This is a genomic window from Leucobacter sp. CX169 (genome assembly GCF_017161405.1).
GTDB lineage: Bacteria > Actinomycetota > Actinomycetes > Actinomycetales > Microbacteriaceae > Cx-87.
Genome location: NZ_CP071051.1, coordinates 1999799 through 2016769, shown reverse-complemented (window position 1 = coordinate 2016769; position 16971 = coordinate 1999799). Strand labels below are relative to the sequence as shown.

17 protein-coding genes are annotated in these 16971 nt (G+C 69.1%); 11 read left to right on the top strand and 6 right to left on the bottom strand.

The genetic code is table 11. The annotated features are described in order from the left end of the window. Positions 1-20 precede the first annotated feature (20 nt). From JW030_RS09195 to JW030_RS09185, 3 genes are all read left to right on the top strand, one after another. Complete coding sequence (locus tag JW030_RS09195; RefSeq protein WP_188044238.1) at positions 21-1211, top strand: RimK family alpha-L-glutamate ligase; 1191 nt, start codon at positions 21-23, stop codon at positions 1209-1211. 205 nt (positions 1212-1416) lie between these two features. Beyond that, on the top strand, positions 1417-1890 hold the full coding sequence (locus tag JW030_RS09190) for a hypothetical protein (protein ID WP_188044237.1): 474 nt from the start codon (positions 1417-1419) through the stop codon (positions 1888-1890). A 97-nt stretch (positions 1891-1987) separates the two neighbouring features. Further along, on the top strand, positions 1988-2920 hold the full coding sequence (locus tag JW030_RS09185) for a hypothetical protein (RefSeq protein WP_188044236.1): 933 nt from the start codon (positions 1988-1990) through the stop codon (positions 2918-2920). A gap of 96 nt (positions 2921-3016) precedes the next feature. Here JW030_RS09185 and JW030_RS09180 read toward each other — a convergent pair whose 3' ends face one another. Next, positions 3017-4228: a pyridoxal phosphate-dependent aminotransferase gene (locus JW030_RS09180; RefSeq protein WP_241095401.1), complete on the bottom strand. Its 1212-nt coding sequence runs from the start codon at positions 4226-4228 to the stop codon at positions 3017-3019. A 134-nt stretch (positions 4229-4362) separates the two neighbouring features. On the opposite strand from JW030_RS09180, the gene mtnC reads away from it, so the two are divergent. The 3 genes from mtnC (at position 4363) to JW030_RS09165 (ending at position 6376) form a co-directional block, all read left to right on the top strand. Beyond that, positions 4363-5073 (top strand): acireductone synthase, encoded by a 711-nt coding sequence (mtnC, locus tag JW030_RS09175; RefSeq protein WP_188044235.1) that lies wholly within the window; start codon positions 4363-4365, stop codon positions 5071-5073. After that, positions 5070-5717, top strand: coding sequence for a methylthioribulose 1-phosphate dehydratase (gene mtnB / locus JW030_RS09170; protein WP_188044234.1), 648 nt, complete (start codon positions 5070-5072; stop codon positions 5715-5717). The genes mtnC and mtnB overlap by 4 nt, the downstream gene beginning before the upstream one ends. Positions 5718-5788: 71 nt before the next feature. Beyond that, complete coding sequence (locus tag JW030_RS09165; RefSeq protein WP_188044233.1) at positions 5789-6376, top strand: acireductone dioxygenase; 588 nt, start codon at positions 5789-5791, stop codon at positions 6374-6376. A gap of 60 nt (positions 6377-6436) precedes the next feature. Here the strand turns inward: JW030_RS09165 and sufU are convergent, their stop codons facing one another. Then, positions 6437-6904, bottom strand: a complete 468-nt coding sequence (sufU, locus tag JW030_RS09160; protein WP_188044232.1) for a Fe-S cluster assembly sulfur transfer protein SufU — start codon at positions 6902-6904, stop codon at positions 6437-6439. After that, positions 6901-8289 carry an aminotransferase class V-fold PLP-dependent enzyme gene (locus tag JW030_RS09155; protein ID WP_188044231.1) on the bottom strand — a complete coding sequence of 463 codons (1389 nt, stop codon included), beginning with the start codon at positions 8287-8289 and terminating at the stop codon, positions 6901-6903. The genes sufU and JW030_RS09155 overlap by 4 nt, the downstream gene beginning before the upstream one ends. A 131-nt stretch (positions 8290-8420) precedes the next feature. On the opposite strand from JW030_RS09155, the gene JW030_RS09150 reads away from it, so the two are divergent. Next, positions 8421-9098, top strand: coding sequence for a trimeric intracellular cation channel family protein (locus JW030_RS09150; protein WP_206348543.1), 678 nt, complete (start codon positions 8421-8423; stop codon positions 9096-9098). Here the strand turns inward: JW030_RS09150 and JW030_RS09145 are convergent. Together JW030_RS09145 and JW030_RS09140 are read right to left on the bottom strand one after the other, a co-directional pair. Beyond that, the gene (locus tag JW030_RS09145; protein WP_188044230.1) at positions 9082-10368 is read right to left on the bottom strand and encodes an MFS transporter; all 1287 of its coding nucleotides are present in this window, start codon (positions 10366-10368) and stop codon (positions 9082-9084) included. The genes JW030_RS09150 and JW030_RS09145 overlap by 17 nt on opposite strands. Positions 10369-10416: 48 nt before the next feature. Then, positions 10417-11574 carry a thioredoxin domain-containing protein gene (locus JW030_RS09140; RefSeq protein ID WP_188044229.1) on the bottom strand — a complete coding sequence of 386 codons (1158 nt, stop codon included), beginning with the start codon at positions 11572-11574 and terminating at the stop codon, positions 10417-10419. A gap of 41 nt (positions 11575-11615) precedes the next feature. Between JW030_RS09140 and rsmI the strand changes: the two genes are divergently transcribed. Beyond that, on the top strand, positions 11616-12512 hold the full coding sequence (gene rsmI / locus JW030_RS09135) for a 16S rRNA (cytidine(1402)-2'-O)-methyltransferase (protein ID WP_188044228.1): 897 nt from the start codon (positions 11616-11618) through the stop codon (positions 12510-12512). Between the two features lie 24 nt (positions 12513-12536). On the opposite strand, the gene JW030_RS09130 is transcribed toward rsmI, so the two are convergent. Further along, a complete protein-coding gene (locus tag JW030_RS09130) occupies positions 12537-13220 on the bottom strand; it encodes a 1-acyl-sn-glycerol-3-phosphate acyltransferase (RefSeq protein WP_188044227.1) in 684 nt (227 codons plus the stop codon). A 132-nt stretch (positions 13221-13352) separates the two neighbouring features. Between JW030_RS09130 and JW030_RS09125 the strand changes: the two genes are divergently transcribed. The 3 genes from JW030_RS09125 to JW030_RS09115 all read left to right on the top strand — a co-directional run bounded on the left by JW030_RS09125 (position 13353) and on the right by JW030_RS09115 (position 16940). Continuing rightward, complete coding sequence (locus JW030_RS09125; RefSeq protein ID WP_188044226.1) at positions 13353-14312, top strand: FKBP-type peptidyl-prolyl cis-trans isomerase; 960 nt, start codon at positions 13353-13355, stop codon at positions 14310-14312. Positions 14313-14441: 129 nt separating this feature from the next. Then, positions 14442-15527 (top strand): 1-deoxy-D-xylulose-5-phosphate reductoisomerase, encoded by a 1086-nt coding sequence (gene dxr / locus JW030_RS09120; RefSeq protein WP_188044225.1) that lies wholly within the window; start codon positions 14442-14444, stop codon positions 15525-15527. 33 nt (positions 15528-15560) lie between these two features. Next, positions 15561-16940: an RIP metalloprotease gene (locus JW030_RS09115; RefSeq protein WP_188044224.1), complete on the top strand. Its 1380-nt coding sequence runs from the start codon at positions 15561-15563 to the stop codon at positions 16938-16940. Positions 16941-16971 lie beyond the last annotated feature (31 nt).

Below are 16971 nucleotides of genomic sequence, written 5' to 3'. Positions count from 1 at the left end.
TATCTTGGCAGGATCATCACGTGAAACTCGCGATTCTCTCGCGCGCCCCGCACGCGTACTCCACTCAGCGGCTCCGTTCTGCTGCCCTCCAGCGAGGGCACAACGTAAAGGTGCTGAATACTCTGCGGTTCGGTATCGACCTCTCCGCTGACCAGCCCGACTTGCAATATCGCGGGAAACAGCTCAGCGACTACGACGCGATCCTGCCGCGTATCGGCGCCTCGATCACGTACTTCGGCACCGCCGTCGTGCGCCAGTTCGAACAGATGGACGTGTACACGCCCAATACCTCGAACGGCATCGCGAACGCCCGCGACAAGCTCCGGGCCAATCAGATTCTGTCGCGCCACAACATCGGCATGCCCGCGACGACTTTTGTGCGCAATCGCGCCGACGTGCGCCCCGCGATCGAGAGTGTCGGCGGCGCGCCCGTGGTCATCAAGCTGCTCGAGGGAACGCAGGGCATCGGGGTGATTCTCGCCCCGCAGGTGAAGGTCGCCGAGGCGATCATCGAGACGCTGCACTCGACCCAGCAGAACGTCCTCATTCAGCGCTTCATCGCCGAGAGTCGCGGCCGCGACATCCGGGCGTTGGTCGTCGGCGACCGCGTCGTGGCGGCCATGCGCCGCATCGCGAGCGGCGACGAATTCCGCTCGAACGTGCACCGGGGCGGGACCGTCGAACCGGTCGAGCTCGACCCGGCCTACGAGGCCGCCGCCGTGCGTTCCGCCCAGATCATGGGGCTGCGCGTCGCGGGCGTCGACATGCTCGAGGGCGACGACGGGCCGCTCGTCATGGAGGTCAACTCCTCGCCGGGACTGCAGGGCATCGAGACCGCGACCAAGCTCGACGTCGCTGGGGCGATCATTGACTTCATCGCGAACCAGGTCGCCTTCCCCGAGATCGATGTGCGCCAGCGACTCAGCATCTCGACGGGCTACGGCGTCGCCGAGCTGCTCGTGCACGCGAGCGCGGACCTCGTCGGGAAGACCCTCGGCGAGTCCGGGCTGTGGGAACGGGACATCACCGTCCTCACCCTGCACCGCGGCACCCAGGTCATCCCGAACCCTCGCAAGCACGAACGCCTCGAGGCGGAGGACCGTCTGCTGTGCTTCGGCAAGCTCGAGGAAATGCGCACCATGATTCCTGAGCGCCGGCGCCGCCGGGCGCGGGTGCGCAAGCTCCCGAAGGAGCCCATCGGGGACTTGTAGGTCGCCCGCGATCGGCAGGATCCTGCTGGGAGTATGGCTGCGTTCACAGCCCTCGTCCATTGCTCTCGGGAGGGGGCGAGCGTACGCTCAAAGTACGGACCGCGCCGTCAACTGACGGCGCTCGGGACGACCCCTCGTGGGCTGATTCCCCCTCCCCGACGCCTGGTGCGACGACGCGATCCCTCGTACGAGGAGGCGAGTCATCATGAACACCATCGAACGCAAGCCCCGTCTCGGGACCATGCCGCACGATGCGGGCGGAGCGCGGCTGGAGGATGTCCAAATCCCGGGGCGGCCAGTACTTGACCCCATGAACCACCTCGACGCCGACGCCGAACGACGAGCGGAGGCGGGCACCGAGAATCCGTACTTCGGCGAGAGCGATCCCGGTCGGCTGCCGCACCTGCAGCACACGATGCACGTGGCCCAGACGCGGCGCTGGGTCGTCGCATCGACCATTCTATGGATCGTTACTTTGGCGCTCGGCTTCACCCTGATTCCCTTCAACGAGGCGCTCGCGGCCGGGGCGATCGCGGTGTCGATCCTGCTCTACGGGATGGTGTGGATCTTCCGGATGTTCCTCGCGACCGATCATCGACGGACCCTGTTTCTCGCCTCGCTCGCGGGGCTGCAGGCGCTGCTCGTGGTCGCGCTCGCGATACTGCTCGTGACGAGTTAGGAACGATGCCCCGTTCACAGGCGGGGCTCGCTGGGGAGTTGTGCACAGTTCTCGGGCTGCGGACCCCGGGTCACGCTTTGTGGCTCAGGATCGGCGCATGTCGCGTCAGTCGTGGATGCCGCACGGCGGCCCGGGGCTTGCGTTGCGCCCGGATCAATTGCGCGCGATGGGGGTGACGCGGTCGAGGCTTGCCGCCTCTGGCATCGAGCGCGCCTTCCGTGGGTCGGTGTTGCTTCCCTCGACCGCGTATGACCCGGACTCGATGGTGGACCGCTGCCTGGCATTTGGGCCGCTGATGCGCCCCGGCTGGTTCTTCACGCGGCGCTCGGCGGCGGCGCTGTGGGGGATCCCGGTGCCAGACGCTCCAAACGGCGCGATCGAAGTGGGGGCGGTTCGACCGCGTCATGCACCGCGCAGACGGAACGTCCGCGGGCACGAGATTTCGAGTGGGATCCTGCGGACGGGACAGCGGTATGGTCTGCCGGTGCCCATGCCAGCGGATGTGTGGTGTGTGCTCGCCCCCGTAATCTCGCTCGGTGAGCTGGTGGCCGTAGGGGATTTTCTCTTGTCGGGAAGGGTGGGAAGACCGCGGGTACCTCTCGCAACGATTGCGGACTTGCGGGAGAGCGAGCAGCGTTTCCGGGGGACTCCCGGTGCGCCAGAGCGACGCGAGGCGATTGAGTTGCTGCGGTCACCCGTGGATTCCCGGCCTGAGTCGCTGATGCGCTTCGCCATGCACCGAGCGGGCCTCCCAGCGCCGGTCCTTTCGTGCCCGGTGATGGTGGCTGGGCGAAACGGCCCAATTGAACTCCACTCTGACATCGGGTTTCCGCAGTGGAAGATCGCCGGCGAATATGAGGGAGGGGTGCACTTCACCGACCTGGGTCGAGCCAGGCGCGACGTGGAGCGATGGGAGCTCATGACCGATGCGGGCTGGCGCGTCGTGCGCGCGACGGCTCGAGATCTTCCTGATTTCGGCGAATTCACCACGCGACTTCGCAGGATCATCGCCGAGCGTGGTGGGTCCTAGGGCAAAATGCACCCTTCCGACAGGGTGTTGGGGCGATACACCCTGTCGGAAGGGTGCATTTTCGGAAGGGACGCATCAGGCACCGCCCGGCACCTCCTACCGGAGCCCCTGCAGCCGCTCGATCGCGTCCCTGAGCGTCGACTCCTCCTTGACGAAGGTGAAGCGCACCCAGGACGCGAGGGCAGCGGCGGTCGCTGACCCCTCCGCGCAGAACGCCGACACCGGCACGCACGCGACGCCCACGAGCTCGGGCAGCGCGCGCGCAAACGCGGCGCCGTCGGTGATCTCGGCGGTGAAGAACGGGGTCGCGTCGGCGCACACGAAATAGGTGCCGCCCGGCACCACGACGTCGAAGCCCGCCGCCCGCAGTCCCTCCAACAAAACGTCGCGGCGGTGAGCGAGCGCGTCCCGCAGCTCGCGCACGTCGTCGTCGCCATCGCTGAGCGCGCGGGCGATCGCGGGCTGGAAGGGTGCCCCGCCCGAGTACGTCAGGAACTGCTTGATCGCGAGGACAGCCTCGATGAGGCGCGCGGGCCCCGAGACCCAGCCGATCTTCCAGCCGGTGAGGGAGAACGTCTTCCCCGCGGACGAGATCGTGAGCGTGCGCTCCGCCATGCCGGGCAGCGTCGCGAGCGGAACGTGGCTGAGCCCGTCGAACGTGAGGTGCTCATAGACCTCGTCGGTCATTACGATCGCGTCGGCGCGCGTAGCGGCAGCGGCGATGAGTTCGAGCTCGGCGCGGGTGAGCACCGTGCCGGTCGGGTTGTGCGGGGTGTTCACCAAGATCAGGCGCGTGCGCTCGCTGATCGCCGCCTCCAGCGCCGCGGCATCGAGCCGAAACCCGGTCGAGTCGGGCACGAGGGGGACGGTGACGTGCGTCGCCCCCGCCATCGCGATCGCGGCGGCGTGCGAGTCGTAAAAGGGCTCGAGCGTGACGACCTCGTCGCCCGGGCCGGCAAGCGCGAGGATTGCCGCCGCGAGCGCCTCGGTCGCCCCGGCGGTGACGAGCACTTCGGTTTCCGGATCCAGCTCGATGCCGTAATGGCGTTGCTGGTGGCCGGCGATGGCGCGACGCAGCTCGGGAATGCCCCGTCCGGGCGGATACTGGTTCGCGCCGTCCATGATCGCCTGCGCCGCGATGTCGCGGATCCACTCGGGCCCGTCGGCGTCGGGGAATCCCTGTCCGAGATTTGCGGCTCGGTGCCGCGTGGCGAGCGCGGTCATCTCCGCAAAGATCGTGGGGCGCGTGGTGCCGTCGGCGGATGCCAAACCGGTAGCGGACGCGACGGACTGCCATCTGAGATTCACGATCCCATCGTAGGGTGCGCTGCCTTGCGGGCAGGGCGTCCAGGGGAAGGCGTGCAACAGAGCGTAATGCTCGCGTCACCGACGTACTCGCGGTGCTACTTTGACGAGGTTCCACACCCCGACCCGGAGGACGCATGACTGCCCCGATCACCGTGCACGCAGACGTTGTCGTCGTCGACCTTGAGGGGACCACGAGCGCGGCCGGATTCATCCTCGGCGACCTCTACGACTACGCGCGGCCCCGCCTCGAAGCAGTGCTCGGGCGAGACGACGACATCGTGCGCGCTGCCCGGGCGCAAGCGATCGTTGACGCCGGGCTCAGCGCGAACGCGACAGACTCCGAGATCGCCGACGCCTTGCGCGGGCTCATGGAGGCGGACGTGAAGTCCACCCCCCTGAAGACCATCCAGGGGATCATCTGGGCAGAGGGCTTTGCCGCCTCGGCGATCACCTCGCACTTCTTCGACGACGTGCCGCCGAAGCTTCGGCAGTGGCACGAGCAGGGCACTCGGGTCGCCGTGTACTCCTCTGGTTCGGTTGCCTCTCAGCAGCCCTGGTTCCGCCACGCGCCGCAGGGCGATCTCTCCGGCTTGGTCGAGGCCTGGTTTGACACCGTGAACGCCGGACCGAAGAAAGAGCCAGCGTCATATCTCAGGATCGCGGAGGCGCTGGGCGCCGAGCCCGCCAGAATTGTCTTCCTCACCGATCACCCCGACGAAGTGGCCGCCGCGCTGAGCGCCGGCTGGCAGTCCGTCGCGCTTGATCGGGTGGGTGAGCCCTGGGCTGGCGCGGAGTTCCCGGCGCCCGCCGTTTCCCGTTTCGACCAGATTGAGGTGACCGCATGACCACGCTGCTCGCTGAGCGTATTTCCGATGCGAAGGTTCGTGAGGGCGGCCGCATCCTCGCCGCTGAGGCGGCCCGGTTCTCGGGCTATGGCTGGATGCGTGGCACCTCGGGCAACCTCTCGATCGTGCTCGACCGCGAGCCGCTGCTGCTCGCCGTGACGGCGTCCGGGCTCGACAAGTCGGAGCTCACCGAGCGCGACGTCGTGCTCATCGACGCCGACGGGCAGGCGGTCGATGTGAACGACCCGCGCCCGCCGTCGGCGGAGGCGGGTTTGCACGCCCACATCGCCGCACGGACCGGCGCCCAGGCGATCTTCCACGTGCACGCGATTGACCCGGTCATCGCGGGGGACCGCTGGCCCGACGGCGTCGAGTTTCGCGATCTCGAGATGCTCAAGGGCATCGGCCACCCGGCGCACGACGCGACGGTGAGCATCCCGGTGATCCCGAATCACCAGGACATGCGCGTGGAGGCTGCGCGCTTCGACGAGGTGTATCAGCGCGCGACGGCCCAGACGCCGGAGGTGCCCGTGCTCATCATCGCCGGCCACGGCATGTACGCGTGGGGCAAGGACATCCCCTCGGCCCGGCGCCACCTCGAGATCGCCGAGTGGCTGTTGCGCTACGCCATCGCGAGTCGCTAGCTCGCCCCTTCGACACCGCGCGACACGCGCGCCCAACAACGACAGAGAACGCCACAGGAAAAGGAGCCACCATGACACTGCTCACGGTCTGGAATGAAACCGATGCCGCAACGCCCGTGCTTGAGAGCACCGACGAGGCCGAGATTCGTGAGGCGCTCGCTGAGCTGGGTGCGCGCTTCTCGCGCTGGGAGATCAAGGATCTCGACGATACCGCCACCCTCGACGAGGCGCTGAGCCTGTACGCCGACGAGATCGAGGCGGTCAAGCAGAGCGAGGGCTACACGCTCGTCGACATCGTCGGGCTGACTCCCGAGCAGGAGAACTACGACGAGGTGAAGACCGTCTCGCGCGAGAAGTTCCTCTCCGAGCACCAGCACGACGACGATGAGGACCGCTACTTCGCGAAGGGCGCCGGCGTCTTCTACCTGCACGTGGGCGGGAAGGTCTACGCGCTGTACTGCGAGACCGGAGACCTGGTGTCGGTGCCGGCGAACACGACGCACTGGTTCGACATGGGCACGAGCCCCGAGTTCGTTTCGATCCGCTTCTTCCATGACGATGACGGCTGGATCGGCCACTTCACGGGCAACCCGATCGCCGAGGCCTTCCCGACGTTCGACGAGCTGCACGCCCGTCGTGCGCAGCTCGCCACGGTCTAGAAACGCAACAGTCCGGTCGAGCCATGAGGCTCGGCCGGACTGTTGCCGCTCATTCCGGCCCTAGCCGACCTTCTTGAGGTCGGCCTCGAGCGCGACCCACGCGAGCATGGCGCACTTGATGCGCATGACGAACTTCGAGACGCCCTGGAACGCGACGGCGTCGCCCAGCAGGTCCTCGTCGGGCTCAAACTCGGTGTTCCCACGCGACTGGATCATCTCGCGGAATGCGGCGATGAGCGCGTGCGCGTCGGCCACCGTCAGTGCGGGGGTGTCCCGGACAAGCTGGCTGAGCACCGATGCCGAGGCCATTGAGATTGAACACCCCGCGCCCTCCCAGGCGAGGTCGACGACTTCGCCGGAGGCGGGGTCGACCGCGATCGACAGGGTGATCTCGTCCCCGCAGCTCGGGTTCAGCTCGTGGTGACTCGCGGTGAGTGCACCGGGCGCCTCGGTCAGCTCGCGCTTCCCGATCGGCCGCCGGGAGTGGTCGAGGATCAGCTGCTGGTACAGGCTATCGAGCGCGCTCATCGGGCAACCTCCGCAGTGTGGGCGGCGCCCGCGGGGAGCACGCCGAAGTATTCCTGAGCCCCGCGCACCGCGGCGAGGAACCGGTCGACCTCGTCGGCCGTGGTGGTGAGGTGGACGCTCGCGCGCACGCTCGCGGTCACACCGAGCGCCCGGTGCAGCGGCTGAGCACAGTGGTGGCCGACGCGCACGCTGATGCCCTGCTCGTCGAGGAACTGCCCGGCATCGTGCGCGTGCACTCCCTCGATATCGATCGCGGTGAGCGCAACACGCTTGGCGGGGTCGCTCGGGCCGAGCAGGCGCACGCCTGGCAGCTCGCTGAGCCCCTCGACGAGCCGGGTGACCAGCGCGTGCTCGTGGGCGGCGACGCGATGCATGCCGACCTCATCGAGCAGGTCGACAGCGGCGCCGAGGCCGATCACCTGCGAGACCGGCTGAGTGCCGGCCTCGAAGCGCATGGGCGGCGGGAGGAACTCCGCGCGCTCCATCGTGACCGTCGTGATGGTCGAGCCGCCGGTGCGCGCGGGGGGCAGCGCGGCGAGCATCTCGGCGCGGCCGGCGAGCACGCCGAGTCCGTACGGGCCGAGCATCTTGTGGCCCGAGAACGCGGCAAAATCAACGCCGAGCGCGCCCAGGTCGACGGGGAGGTGCGGCACTGACTGGCAGGCGTCGAGCACCGTGATGGTGCCGTGCGCCTGCGCGAGCGCAACGAGTTCGGCGACGGGGGCGACATACCCGGTCACGTTCGAGACGTGCCCGAACGCGAACACACGGGTGCGTGCGTTCAACGCTGCGCGGGCGTCGTCGAGTGTCCACGTGCCGTCCTCGCGCACCGGGATGAAGCGAAGCGTCGCTCCCGTGCGTGCCGCCAGGCGCTGCCAGGGGATGAGATTCGCGTGGTGTTCCGCCTCGGTGACCAGGATCTCGTCGCCCGCGCCGATCGCGAGCCGGTCCGATCCCGGGACCCCGAGCGAGGCTGCCGCGGACGGGCCCTCTGCCGCCGACGCTCCAGCGAAGGCCGCGCTCGCCTCGGCGATCCCGCCGGCGACCAGGTTCAGCGCGTCGGTCGCGTTCTCCGCCCACACGATCTCGTCGGGGGAGCGGCCCACGAAGCGGGCGACGCGTTCGCGAGCGCCCTCGAATGCCTCGGTGGCGTGCCCGGTCATCATCGATGCTCCGCGGTGCACGGCGGCGTTCTGCGTGAACAGGAAGTCCCGTTCCGCCTCCACGACACGTGCGGGGCGCTGTCCGGTCGCAGCCCAGTCCAGGTAGGCGTCGCTGGGCGCGCCGGGCTGGGCCGGGCGGTCCAGGATGGGAAAGAGCGCCCGAAGCGCCGTCACGTCGCTCGCAGTGAGCGCGGCGGTGCTCAGATCGGGGTGAGAAGTCATGTCCCCATCCTCCCATTTCGGCCGGGGCGGCGGTGGCGAGTTCGCTGAGGGCGCGCGCTTTCTGGGCCGACGGGCAGGATCCGCCGTGGTGCGCCGTGGGCCACGAACGCCCGCGCGGATAGGATCAACGCGTGGGAGAGATCATCCATGAAGCACTGTCGCTCGCCGGAATTTTAGCGTTCGCGATTTCGGGCGCCCTCGTCGGGGTGCGACGCGACCTCGACCTCCTTGGCGTCGTGGTGGTGGGCGCCGCGACGGGCCTCGGCGGTGGGATCCTGCGGGACTTGCTGCTCGGAGTGCACCCGCCCATCGCGTTCGTGTCCTGGCCGAATCTCGCGGTGGCCGTCGCCGGCTCGCTCGCCGTCTTCGTCTTTCACCCGAGCATCAGCCGAATCCGGTCGTTCGAGGTCATCTTTGACGCATTCGGCCTCGGGCTGTTTTCGGCCAACGGCGCGGTCATCGCCGCCGCGCTGGGGCAGCCGCCGCTCACCGCGATCCTGCTGGGAGCGCTCACCGCGATCGGCGGCGGCGTGATTCGAGACGTCCTCGTGAACGACGTGCCCGCGGTGCTCACGCGCGAGCTGTACGCGGTCTCGGCGCTGGCCGGCTCGGGCGTCGCCGTGCTGATCTTCGCGGCGGGCGGGGGAGCCCTTGTCGCATCGCTCGTCGGCGGCGCGCTTGCGGTCGCCCTGCGCCTCGCGTCCTACTGGTTTGGCTGGCACCTGCCCCGGCCAAGCGCCGGCTTTGCGGTGCACCGGCGCGGGACGGACGGCGAACCCGGCAGGATCAGCCCTACAGCGGCAGAGTGATGGAACCGGTGCGGGTAGAGGCCTCGCGGCCGCTCGGGGTGAGGAACCAGTTGGCGACGCCGGCGACGACCACGATCGCGGCGGACACGAGCGGCATCAGGAGCGCGCTCTCCGACCCGAAGGCCTCCGCGAGGTAGCCAGTGACCGCCGATGAGATGGACTGGCCGACGACGATCGCCGAGCCAAGGATCGTCATGACGGTGGCCGAACGGCCGATCGGGCTGCGGTCCGCGCCGAAGCTGTACTGGGTCACCAGCGTCGGGCCGATTCCGAGGCCCATGACGAGCAGCGACAGGATCATCCCGGTCAGCGTGTCGGTGAACTGCAGGATCAGGGTGCCCACCAGGAGCGTCAGGCCGAAAACGAGCCAGCGTGCGCGACGCGTGAATGACGGCGGGAAGAGCGCGACGCCGAGGGCGAGCAAGGCCGAGCCGATGCCCATCATCCCGTAGACGAGGCCGGCTCGTTCTGGGGCGCCGAGCTCCTGCATGAACGACGTGAGCGACGTCAACATCGCGCCGAAGAAGAGGCCGACGCCGAAGATGCCGAGGACGACGACGAGCAGCGCGGGACGGCGCAGCTCGGCCGCAGGCGCAAGCGTCTCGGCGCGCTCGGCGTGTGACTGGGCGAGCGCGCTCGTGCGGTGCAACGCGAAGGCGGTCACGAAAATGAGGGTGAGCAACGCTGCGCCAAACACGGACGCCTGCGGTCCGAAGAACGTCGCGAGCAGGCCCACGATGACCGGGCCGAATACGAAGATGATCTCGTCAGCGGCCGACTCGTACGCCATCGTCGAGTTCAGGACCTTGGCGTGACGGCTGGTCGGCAGCTTGTCCGAAATGATCATGACGAGGCGCGAGCGCGACATCGGCGAGATCTGCGGGGCTGAGGCGCCAATGACGAAGGCGTTCAGCAGCATGACCCAGTCGGCGGCGGGGCTAAACGCGACCCAGGCAAGGGAGGCGAGCGCGACGCTGTTGACCGCGCCGGAGATGAGTAGGGTCGGACGTTGTCCGAACCGGTCCGCGGCTGCCCCGATGAGCGGACCAAAGCACGCAGCTCCCAGCCCGACCATTGCCGAGTTCAGACCGCCCAGCTCGATCGATCCGCGGGCGGCGACGACCAGGGTGAGCACTCCGACGATCATCATCGCGAAGGGCAGGCGCGCCACCAGTGCGAGCGGGAAATACCCGAAGCCGGTGTGCGCCATCACCGTATCGTCCTTCTCGGGGCGTGGGGCGTGGGCGTCGGTCGAGTCTGTTGAGTGCATAGCCGACCAAGCCTAGCAGCGCGGAAATCCCCGAGCTGGGAGACGCGGTTACGGGACCGTGACTCCCTGTGCCTCGAGGAAGGCGCGGAACTCGGCCGGATCGTTCACGGGGCCCTGGTAGGGGACGCCGTTGACGACCGCGAGCGGGGTTCCCTCGACCATGAGTGCCGAGTTGACCGCGTTCGGGACGGGGTTTTCGAAGCTCCAGTTCGTGAACGCCTGGGCGAACGGCACAAACGTCTGGTCGGTGATGCACGAGCGTGCGGCGGGGCTCAGCGCGCCCGCTTCCTGCTCGATCGCCGCGATGATCTCCTTGTCGTCAAGGCCTGGGGTGTTCTCTGGCGGCTGCACGTTGGCGCTCAACAGCGTGGTGTGGGCGAGCCAGGACGAGGCCGGCTGCTCGGTCGCGATGCAGGCGAGGGCGCCGGCGGCGCGGGAGGAGTACGCGCTGCCGGAGGAAGCGCGATCGAGGAACGTCAGGGTGCGCACCTGCAGGGTGGCCGCGCCGCTCTCGATAACCGACTCAAGCGTCGGGGCGTTGGCCTGTTCGAAGCTCATGCAGATCGGGCAGCGGTAGTCGACGAACAAGAGGATGTCCGCGGGTCCCTCGCCGCGCTCGGCACGGGGCAAGAGGGGGACGTCGCCCGGAGTGAGCGCCTTCGACGGCACGGGGGCGAAGTCCTCGCCGAAGGTAATGCCGCCGTCGGCATAATTCTCGGGCCACTCGCCGGTGAAGTCCAGCGGGGTAAAGGACTGCGGGCCGCTCGATCCGCCCGATTCTGGATCCGACTCGTGACTGTGCGTCTCGGTCGGGGCGCTGTCGAAGCCGCCGGTCCATCCGGGGCTGAGCGCGACCATCAGGACGTACGCCGCGAGCACGATCGAGGCGATCACGCCGATGGCGCCGGAAGCGATGCCCGCGATCGCGGGGGCCTTGGCGCGCTGGCGACGCACGAGCGCCACGATGCCGAGCACGATGGCGACGATGCCAAAGAGGGCCGCGAAGAGCCCCATGGGGGTGACGGCGAAGAAGCCGACGCCGACGGTGAGCAGTGATACGAGGCCGAGCGCCATCGCGGCGATCCCGAGGCCGCTTCCGGGTTGAGCCGCGGGAGCCGCGTACGGGTGCGGCGGCGCATAGGCCGGGGCGGGCGGCGTGACCGCGGGCGGAGTGACGTGGTCGCTGGGCTCGTGCGTATCGGGCATGCCCCCATCCTGCCAGGATGCGGGCGGCGTAAGCTGAAACCATGATTCTCCTTGCGGCAACTCCGATCGGAAACCTCGGGGACGCATCAGCGCGGCTGCGCGAGGTCCTGGGTAGCGCGGCGGTCATCGCCGCCGAAGACACCCGGCGGACCGCCCAGTTGCTGCGGCTGCTCGGCATCGAGCACCGCCCCGAGCTCATCGCGCTGCACGAGCACAACGAGCGCGAACGCGCCGAGCGACTTGTGGAGCGGGCCGAGACGGAAGACGTGGTGCTCGTCAGTGACGCCGGCATGCCGACGGTGTCCGATCCGGGTTTCCGCGTCGTGCAGCTCGCCGCCGAGCGCGGAGTACAGGTCAGCGCGATCCCCGGCCCGAGCGCCGTCATTACCGCCCTCGCGGTCTCGGGACTCCCGACCGACCGGTTCGCGTTCGAGGGATTTCTGCCACGCAAGGCAGGGGAGCGGGTCCGCGCCGTGGCCGCCCTCGCCGATGAACGCCGCACGCTGGTCTTCTTCGAGGCGCCGACCCGCCTTGCCGAGGCGCTCGCCGCGCTGGCCGAGGGCTTCGGACAGGATCGTCCCGCCGCCGTTTGCCGGGAACTCACGAAGCTGCACGAAGAGGTCAAACGCGGCGGCCTGGGCGAGCTCGCCGAGTGGGCGGCCGAGGGCGTGCGCGGTGAGATTGCGATCGTGGTGGGCGGCGCGCCCGAGCGGGAGGCCTCTCCGGCCGACGCGCTCGCGGACGTGCTGCGTCTCGTCGCGGGAGGTACGCGCATGAAGGACGCCGCTCGCGAGGTCGCGGCGCAGACGGGCCTGCACGCGCGGGAGCTCTACACCGCCGCGTTGGCGGCGCGCCCTGCAGGTGAGCGCGCGGCCGCTACGCCCGGCGCGAAGCACGCGGACGCGGCGAACGCGATGCACACGCTGCCGACGCGCTAGGCAGCGTGCGCGCGGCGCAGCGCGCTACGCGCCGCGGCCGCCAGCCGAGTACTCGTCAGCGCTATCCTGCCCGGTGAGCGCCGCGATTGCCTGCATGATGCGCTCGGTTGCCTCGCGCCTCGCCTGACCGGCGGGAAGGCCTGCGAGGTCGGCCAGATCGACCGGTTCCCCAAACGTCATCGAGACGCGGGGCGCCCGCCCGGTGGCGGGGTCCCGCAGTGCGCGGTTGGTTCCGACGAGCCCCACCGGGATGACGGTCGCCCCGGTCTCGAGCGCCATCCAAGCCGCGCCCGAGCGGCCCCGGTAGAGTCGGCCGTCCGGCGATCGGCTGCCCTCGGGGAACACCGCAAAGACGCTGCCGGCGGCGAGGACCTCGCGGCCGGAGTCCAGCGCGGCCTGTGCGGCGCTGCCCGCCTCGCGGTGGACCGGGATCGCTCCAACTGCGCGGAAGAACCAGCCGCGGAGCCGGCCGCGAAAGAGCGACGCCTTCGCGAGGAACTGCACTTGGCGCGGGGCAAAGGACGGGATGAGGATGGTGTCGACCGCCGAAAGGTGATTGCTTGCCAGCAGCACGGCGCCTACGCGCGGAAGGTGCGATGCGCCGCGCACCACCGGCCGGTAGCGCAGCCACAGGAGCGGGCGCAGAATGGCCCGACCGATGAAGAAGATGGGGCCTGGGCGGGCGGGCGCTGACAGAGAATCGTGCACCCAGCGAGCCTACTCGGGCGTTCTCCCGCCCGGTACACAGGCGATGGCGAGAAATCTCCGACAGAATCGACCTACTCGGGTTCGCCGTTGCAGGCGGGCCCGCAACTCTGTCACTCTTGCAAAGGACTATTCGTGAAGCGCTCCCTCGCTGTTCTTCCCGCCGTCGCGCTTGCCGCGACCCTCGGCCTCGTCGGCTGCTCGGCAGACGCCGCGCCGCAGGACTGTACTCCCGAGGGGAGCGCGAGCAAGAGCGTCACGATCACGGGCAAGGCTGGCGAGGACCTTGAGCTCACGTCGAAGACGCCAGTGCAGGCTGAAGCGCTCGAGCGGAGCGTCCTCACCGAGGGCGACGGCGATCAGCTCAAGGACGGCGATCGCGCCGAGGTCACCTTCACCGTGTTCAACGGCAAGAACGGGAAGCAGCTCTCGAGCGAGGAAGCGACGCTCGAGAACAATCCCGAGATCTCCGCCGCCTGGGTCGTCGACTCGCTCAAGTGCTCCTCGGTCGGTGACCGCGTTGTCTCCGTCGCCCCCGCGACCGACATCTTCGGCCCGGACGGCGCTGAGTCGTCGGGCTTCGAAGACCTCACCTCGGAAGACTCCCTCGTCTTGGTGTTCGATGTGAAGAGCATCCTTCCGGCAGCCGAGCCCGCGCTTGATCGCGCCGAGGGCACCGAGCAGCCCGCCCCGAAGGGTTTCCCCACGGTCAAGCTCGCCGAGGACGGCGCCCCGACCATTACGATCCCGAAGGACGCGGCGGCCCCCACGAAGCTGGAGATCGCCACACTCATCGAGGGTGACGGCCCAGTCGTCAAGCCCGGCGACAACGTCACCGTGCACTACACCGGCGTGATCTGGCGCACGGGCGAGACCTTCGACTCGAGCTGGGACCGCGGGGCCCCCGTGGACTTCGCGACGACCGGCGTCATCGGCGGCTTCCAGAAGGCGCTCGAGGGACAGAAGGTCGGCTCGCAGATCATCTCCGTCGTGCCCGCAGAAGACGGCGGCTACGGCGCGGCCGGCCTCGAGGGCAAGGGTTTCCAGAAGGACGACGTCATGGTCTTCGTTCTCGACATCCTCGCCATCAAGTAGCGCGAGCTTCTCGGCGCAGTCGCGGCGGGCAGGATCCGGTGGGCACGTACGCCCGGCAGGATCCTGCCCGCCGCCGGCGTTTCCCGGCGCGCGAGCGCGGCGATCGGCGCACTCTGCTTGAATGGCGGCATGAAACGCGTCACGATTTTGGGGTCCACCGGTTCGATCGGCGAGCAAGCGCTTGACGTGATCCGCCGCCACCCCGACCGGTTCCAGGTGGTGGCGCTCGCGGCGGGCAGCAACCGCGAACGCGTCGCGGAACAGGCCGACGAGTTCAATGTCGACTACACGGGCTTCGGTGCGGACGAGGCCGCCCAGCTGGCGCGCGACGTCGACGCGGATGTCGTGCTCAACGGCATCACCGGGTCCATCGGGCTCGGCCCCACGATCGCGGCTCTGCAGGCGGGCCGCACGCTCGCGCTCGCGAACAAAGAGTCGCTCATCGTGGGCGGCGACCTCGTGACGGCAATGGCGAAGCCCGGCCAGATCGTGCCGGTCGACTCGGAACACTCCGCAATCGCGCAGGCGCTGCGCGGGGGACGCGCGGGCGAGGTGCGCCGGCTCGTCGTTACCGCCTCGGGGGGTCCGTTTCGCGGGATGGACCGCGCGGCACTTGCCGGGGTGACGCCGGCCCAGGCCCTCGCGCACCCCACCTGGGACATGGGCCGCATGGTCACGACCAACTCGGCCACGCTCGTCAACAAGGGGCTCGAAGTGATCGAGGCGCACCTCCTGTTCGGGGTGCCCTACAGCGACATCGAGGTGGTGGTGCACCCGCAGTCCATCGTGCACTCGATGGTCGAGTTCATCGACGGATCGACGCTCGCGCAGGCGTCGCCGCCCGACATGCGGCTCCCGATCTCGCTGGGGCTGGACTGGCCGACGCGCGTGCCCGGGGTCGGTGCCCCGCTCGACTGGTCGAAGGCGACAGCCTGGACCTTCGAACCGCTCGATCACGAGGCGTTCCCGGCTGTGGCGCTGGCCAAGGAGGTCGGGCGCTCGCGGGGCACCTTCCCCGCGGTCTACAACGCGGCCAACGAGGAGGCGGTCGAGGCATTCCACGCGGGGCGCATCCCGTTCCTCGGCATCGTAGACACGATTCGTCGGGTCGTCGACGCGCACGACGCCCCGGCAGAGCTGAACCTCGATTCGCTCGCCGAGGCGGAGCGCTGGGCGCGCGCGCGGGCACAGCTCGAACTCTCGCGGGTTTCGTAGCTGCGCCACAGGCGCCACCGCTAGCCTGAGCAGGTGCAAGACGTGCTGCTCTATATTCTCGGAATCCTCATCATCGTGATCGGCCTCGCGGTGTCGATCGGGCTGCACGAAATCGGGCACTTGCTGCCGGCGAAGCTCTTCGGGGTGAAGGTCACGCAGTACATGATCGGCTTCGGGCGCACCCTCTTCTCGCGCCGCAAGGGCGAGACCGAGTACGGGGTCAAGGCGATCCCGCTCGGCGGCTACGTCGCGATGACGGGAATGTACCCGCCGGAGAAGCCGGGAGAGGCGGCCCGCGCCTCGACCACCGGCTTCTTGAATTCCGTCGCCACGGAGGGCAGCCCGGCCCCCGCGCGCGGGCGGATCGCCGCCCTCGTCGACGAGGCGCGCGAGGCGAGCGCCGACACGATCGCCGAGGGCGAGGATCACCGCGCGTTCTACCGGCTGCCGGTCTGGAAGAAGATCGTGATCATGCTGGGCGGCCCCTTCATGAACCTGGTCCTCGCGTTCGTGTTCTTCGCGATCCTGGTCACCGGGTTTGGCATCCCCCAGAACACGACGACCCTGGGCAGTGTGAGCGAGTGCCTCGTGCCCGCCACCAGCCAGGCCACAAGCTGTGCCCCGGACGACCCGGCGGCCCCCGCGGCCGCGGCCGGGCTCTTGCCGGGCGACCGCATCGTGGCGCTCGACGGCCGCGCGGTGCAGTCCTGGGACGCACTTCGCGAAACCATTGCCGCCTCGCCCGGGTCGACCATCAACGTCGAATTTGTGCGCGACGGCGAGACGATGGACCTCGCGCTCACCCCGGTGGCCAACGAGCGCGCACTGTACGACGCCGCGGGCAAGCCCGTGCTGGCCGCGGACGGCTCGGCGAAGACCGAGCTGGTCGGCATGATCGGCGCGACTCCCACGAGCGAGCTCGTCTCGCAGCCGCTTTCCGCGGTGCCCGGCTATGTGGGCGAGAACGTCGCCCAGGTCGGCAACATGATCTTGCACCTGCCGCAGCGCATGGTCGACATTTGGAACGCCGCGTTCGGTACCGAGGCGCGCAGCGCTGACGGCCCCATCAGCGTCGTCGGCGTCGGCCGTCTCGCGGGGGAGATCGTGAGCCTCGACGAGGCACCCGTCGCCTCGAAGGTGCAGGCCATGGTCGGCCTGCTCGCCTCGCTGAACGTCGCGCTGTTCGTGTTCAACCTCATCCCGCTGATGCCGCTCGACGGCGGTCACATTGCCGGCGCCCTGTATGAGGGGCTCCGCCGCTTCCTCGCGAAGCTCTTCGGCCGCCCCGACCCGGGCCCCGTCGACACCGCGAAGATGGTGCCGATCACCTTCGTGGTGACGATCCTGCTCGGCGCGATGAGTCTCCTCCTCATCTACGCCGACATCGTGAAGCCGGTCTCGCTCTTCGGTTAGGCGCGCTCGGGGCGCGCCCTCGGCAGGATCC

Bases quoted from the DNA above. Each gene is read 5' to 3' on its own strand.
- JW030_RS09190 (WP_188044237.1), top strand. From the start codon at position 1,417: ATGAACACCATCGAACGCAAGCCCCGTCTCGGGACCATGCCGCACGAT.
- JW030_RS09185 (WP_188044236.1), top strand. From the start codon at position 1,988: ATGTCGCGTCAGTCGTGGATGCCGCACGGCGGCCCGGGGCTTGCGTTG.
- mtnC (WP_188044235.1), top strand. From the start codon at position 4,363: ATGACTGCCCCGATCACCGTGCACGCAGACGTTGTCGTCGTCGACCTT.
- mtnB (WP_188044234.1), top strand. From the start codon at position 5,070: ATGACCACGCTGCTCGCTGAGCGTATTTCCGATGCGAAGGTTCGTGAG.
- JW030_RS09165 (WP_188044233.1), top strand. From the start codon at position 5,789: ATGACACTGCTCACGGTCTGGAATGAAACCGATGCCGCAACGCCCGTG.
- sufU (WP_188044232.1), bottom strand. From the start codon at position 6,904: ATGAGCGCGCTCGATAGCCTGTACCAGCAGCTGATCCTCGACCACTCC.
- JW030_RS09155 (WP_188044231.1), bottom strand. From the start codon at position 8,289: ATGACTTCTCACCCCGATCTGAGCACCGCCGCGCTCACTGCGAGCGAC.
- JW030_RS09145 (WP_188044230.1), bottom strand. From the start codon at position 10,368: ATGCACTCAACAGACTCGACCGACGCCCACGCCCCACGCCCCGAGAAG.
- JW030_RS09140 (WP_188044229.1), bottom strand. From the start codon at position 11,574: ATGCCCGATACGCACGAGCCCAGCGACCACGTCACTCCGCCCGCGGTC.
- rsmI (WP_188044228.1), top strand. From the start codon at position 11,616: ATGATTCTCCTTGCGGCAACTCCGATCGGAAACCTCGGGGACGCATCA.
- dxr (WP_188044225.1), top strand. From the start codon at position 14,442: ATGAAACGCGTCACGATTTTGGGGTCCACCGGTTCGATCGGCGAGCAA.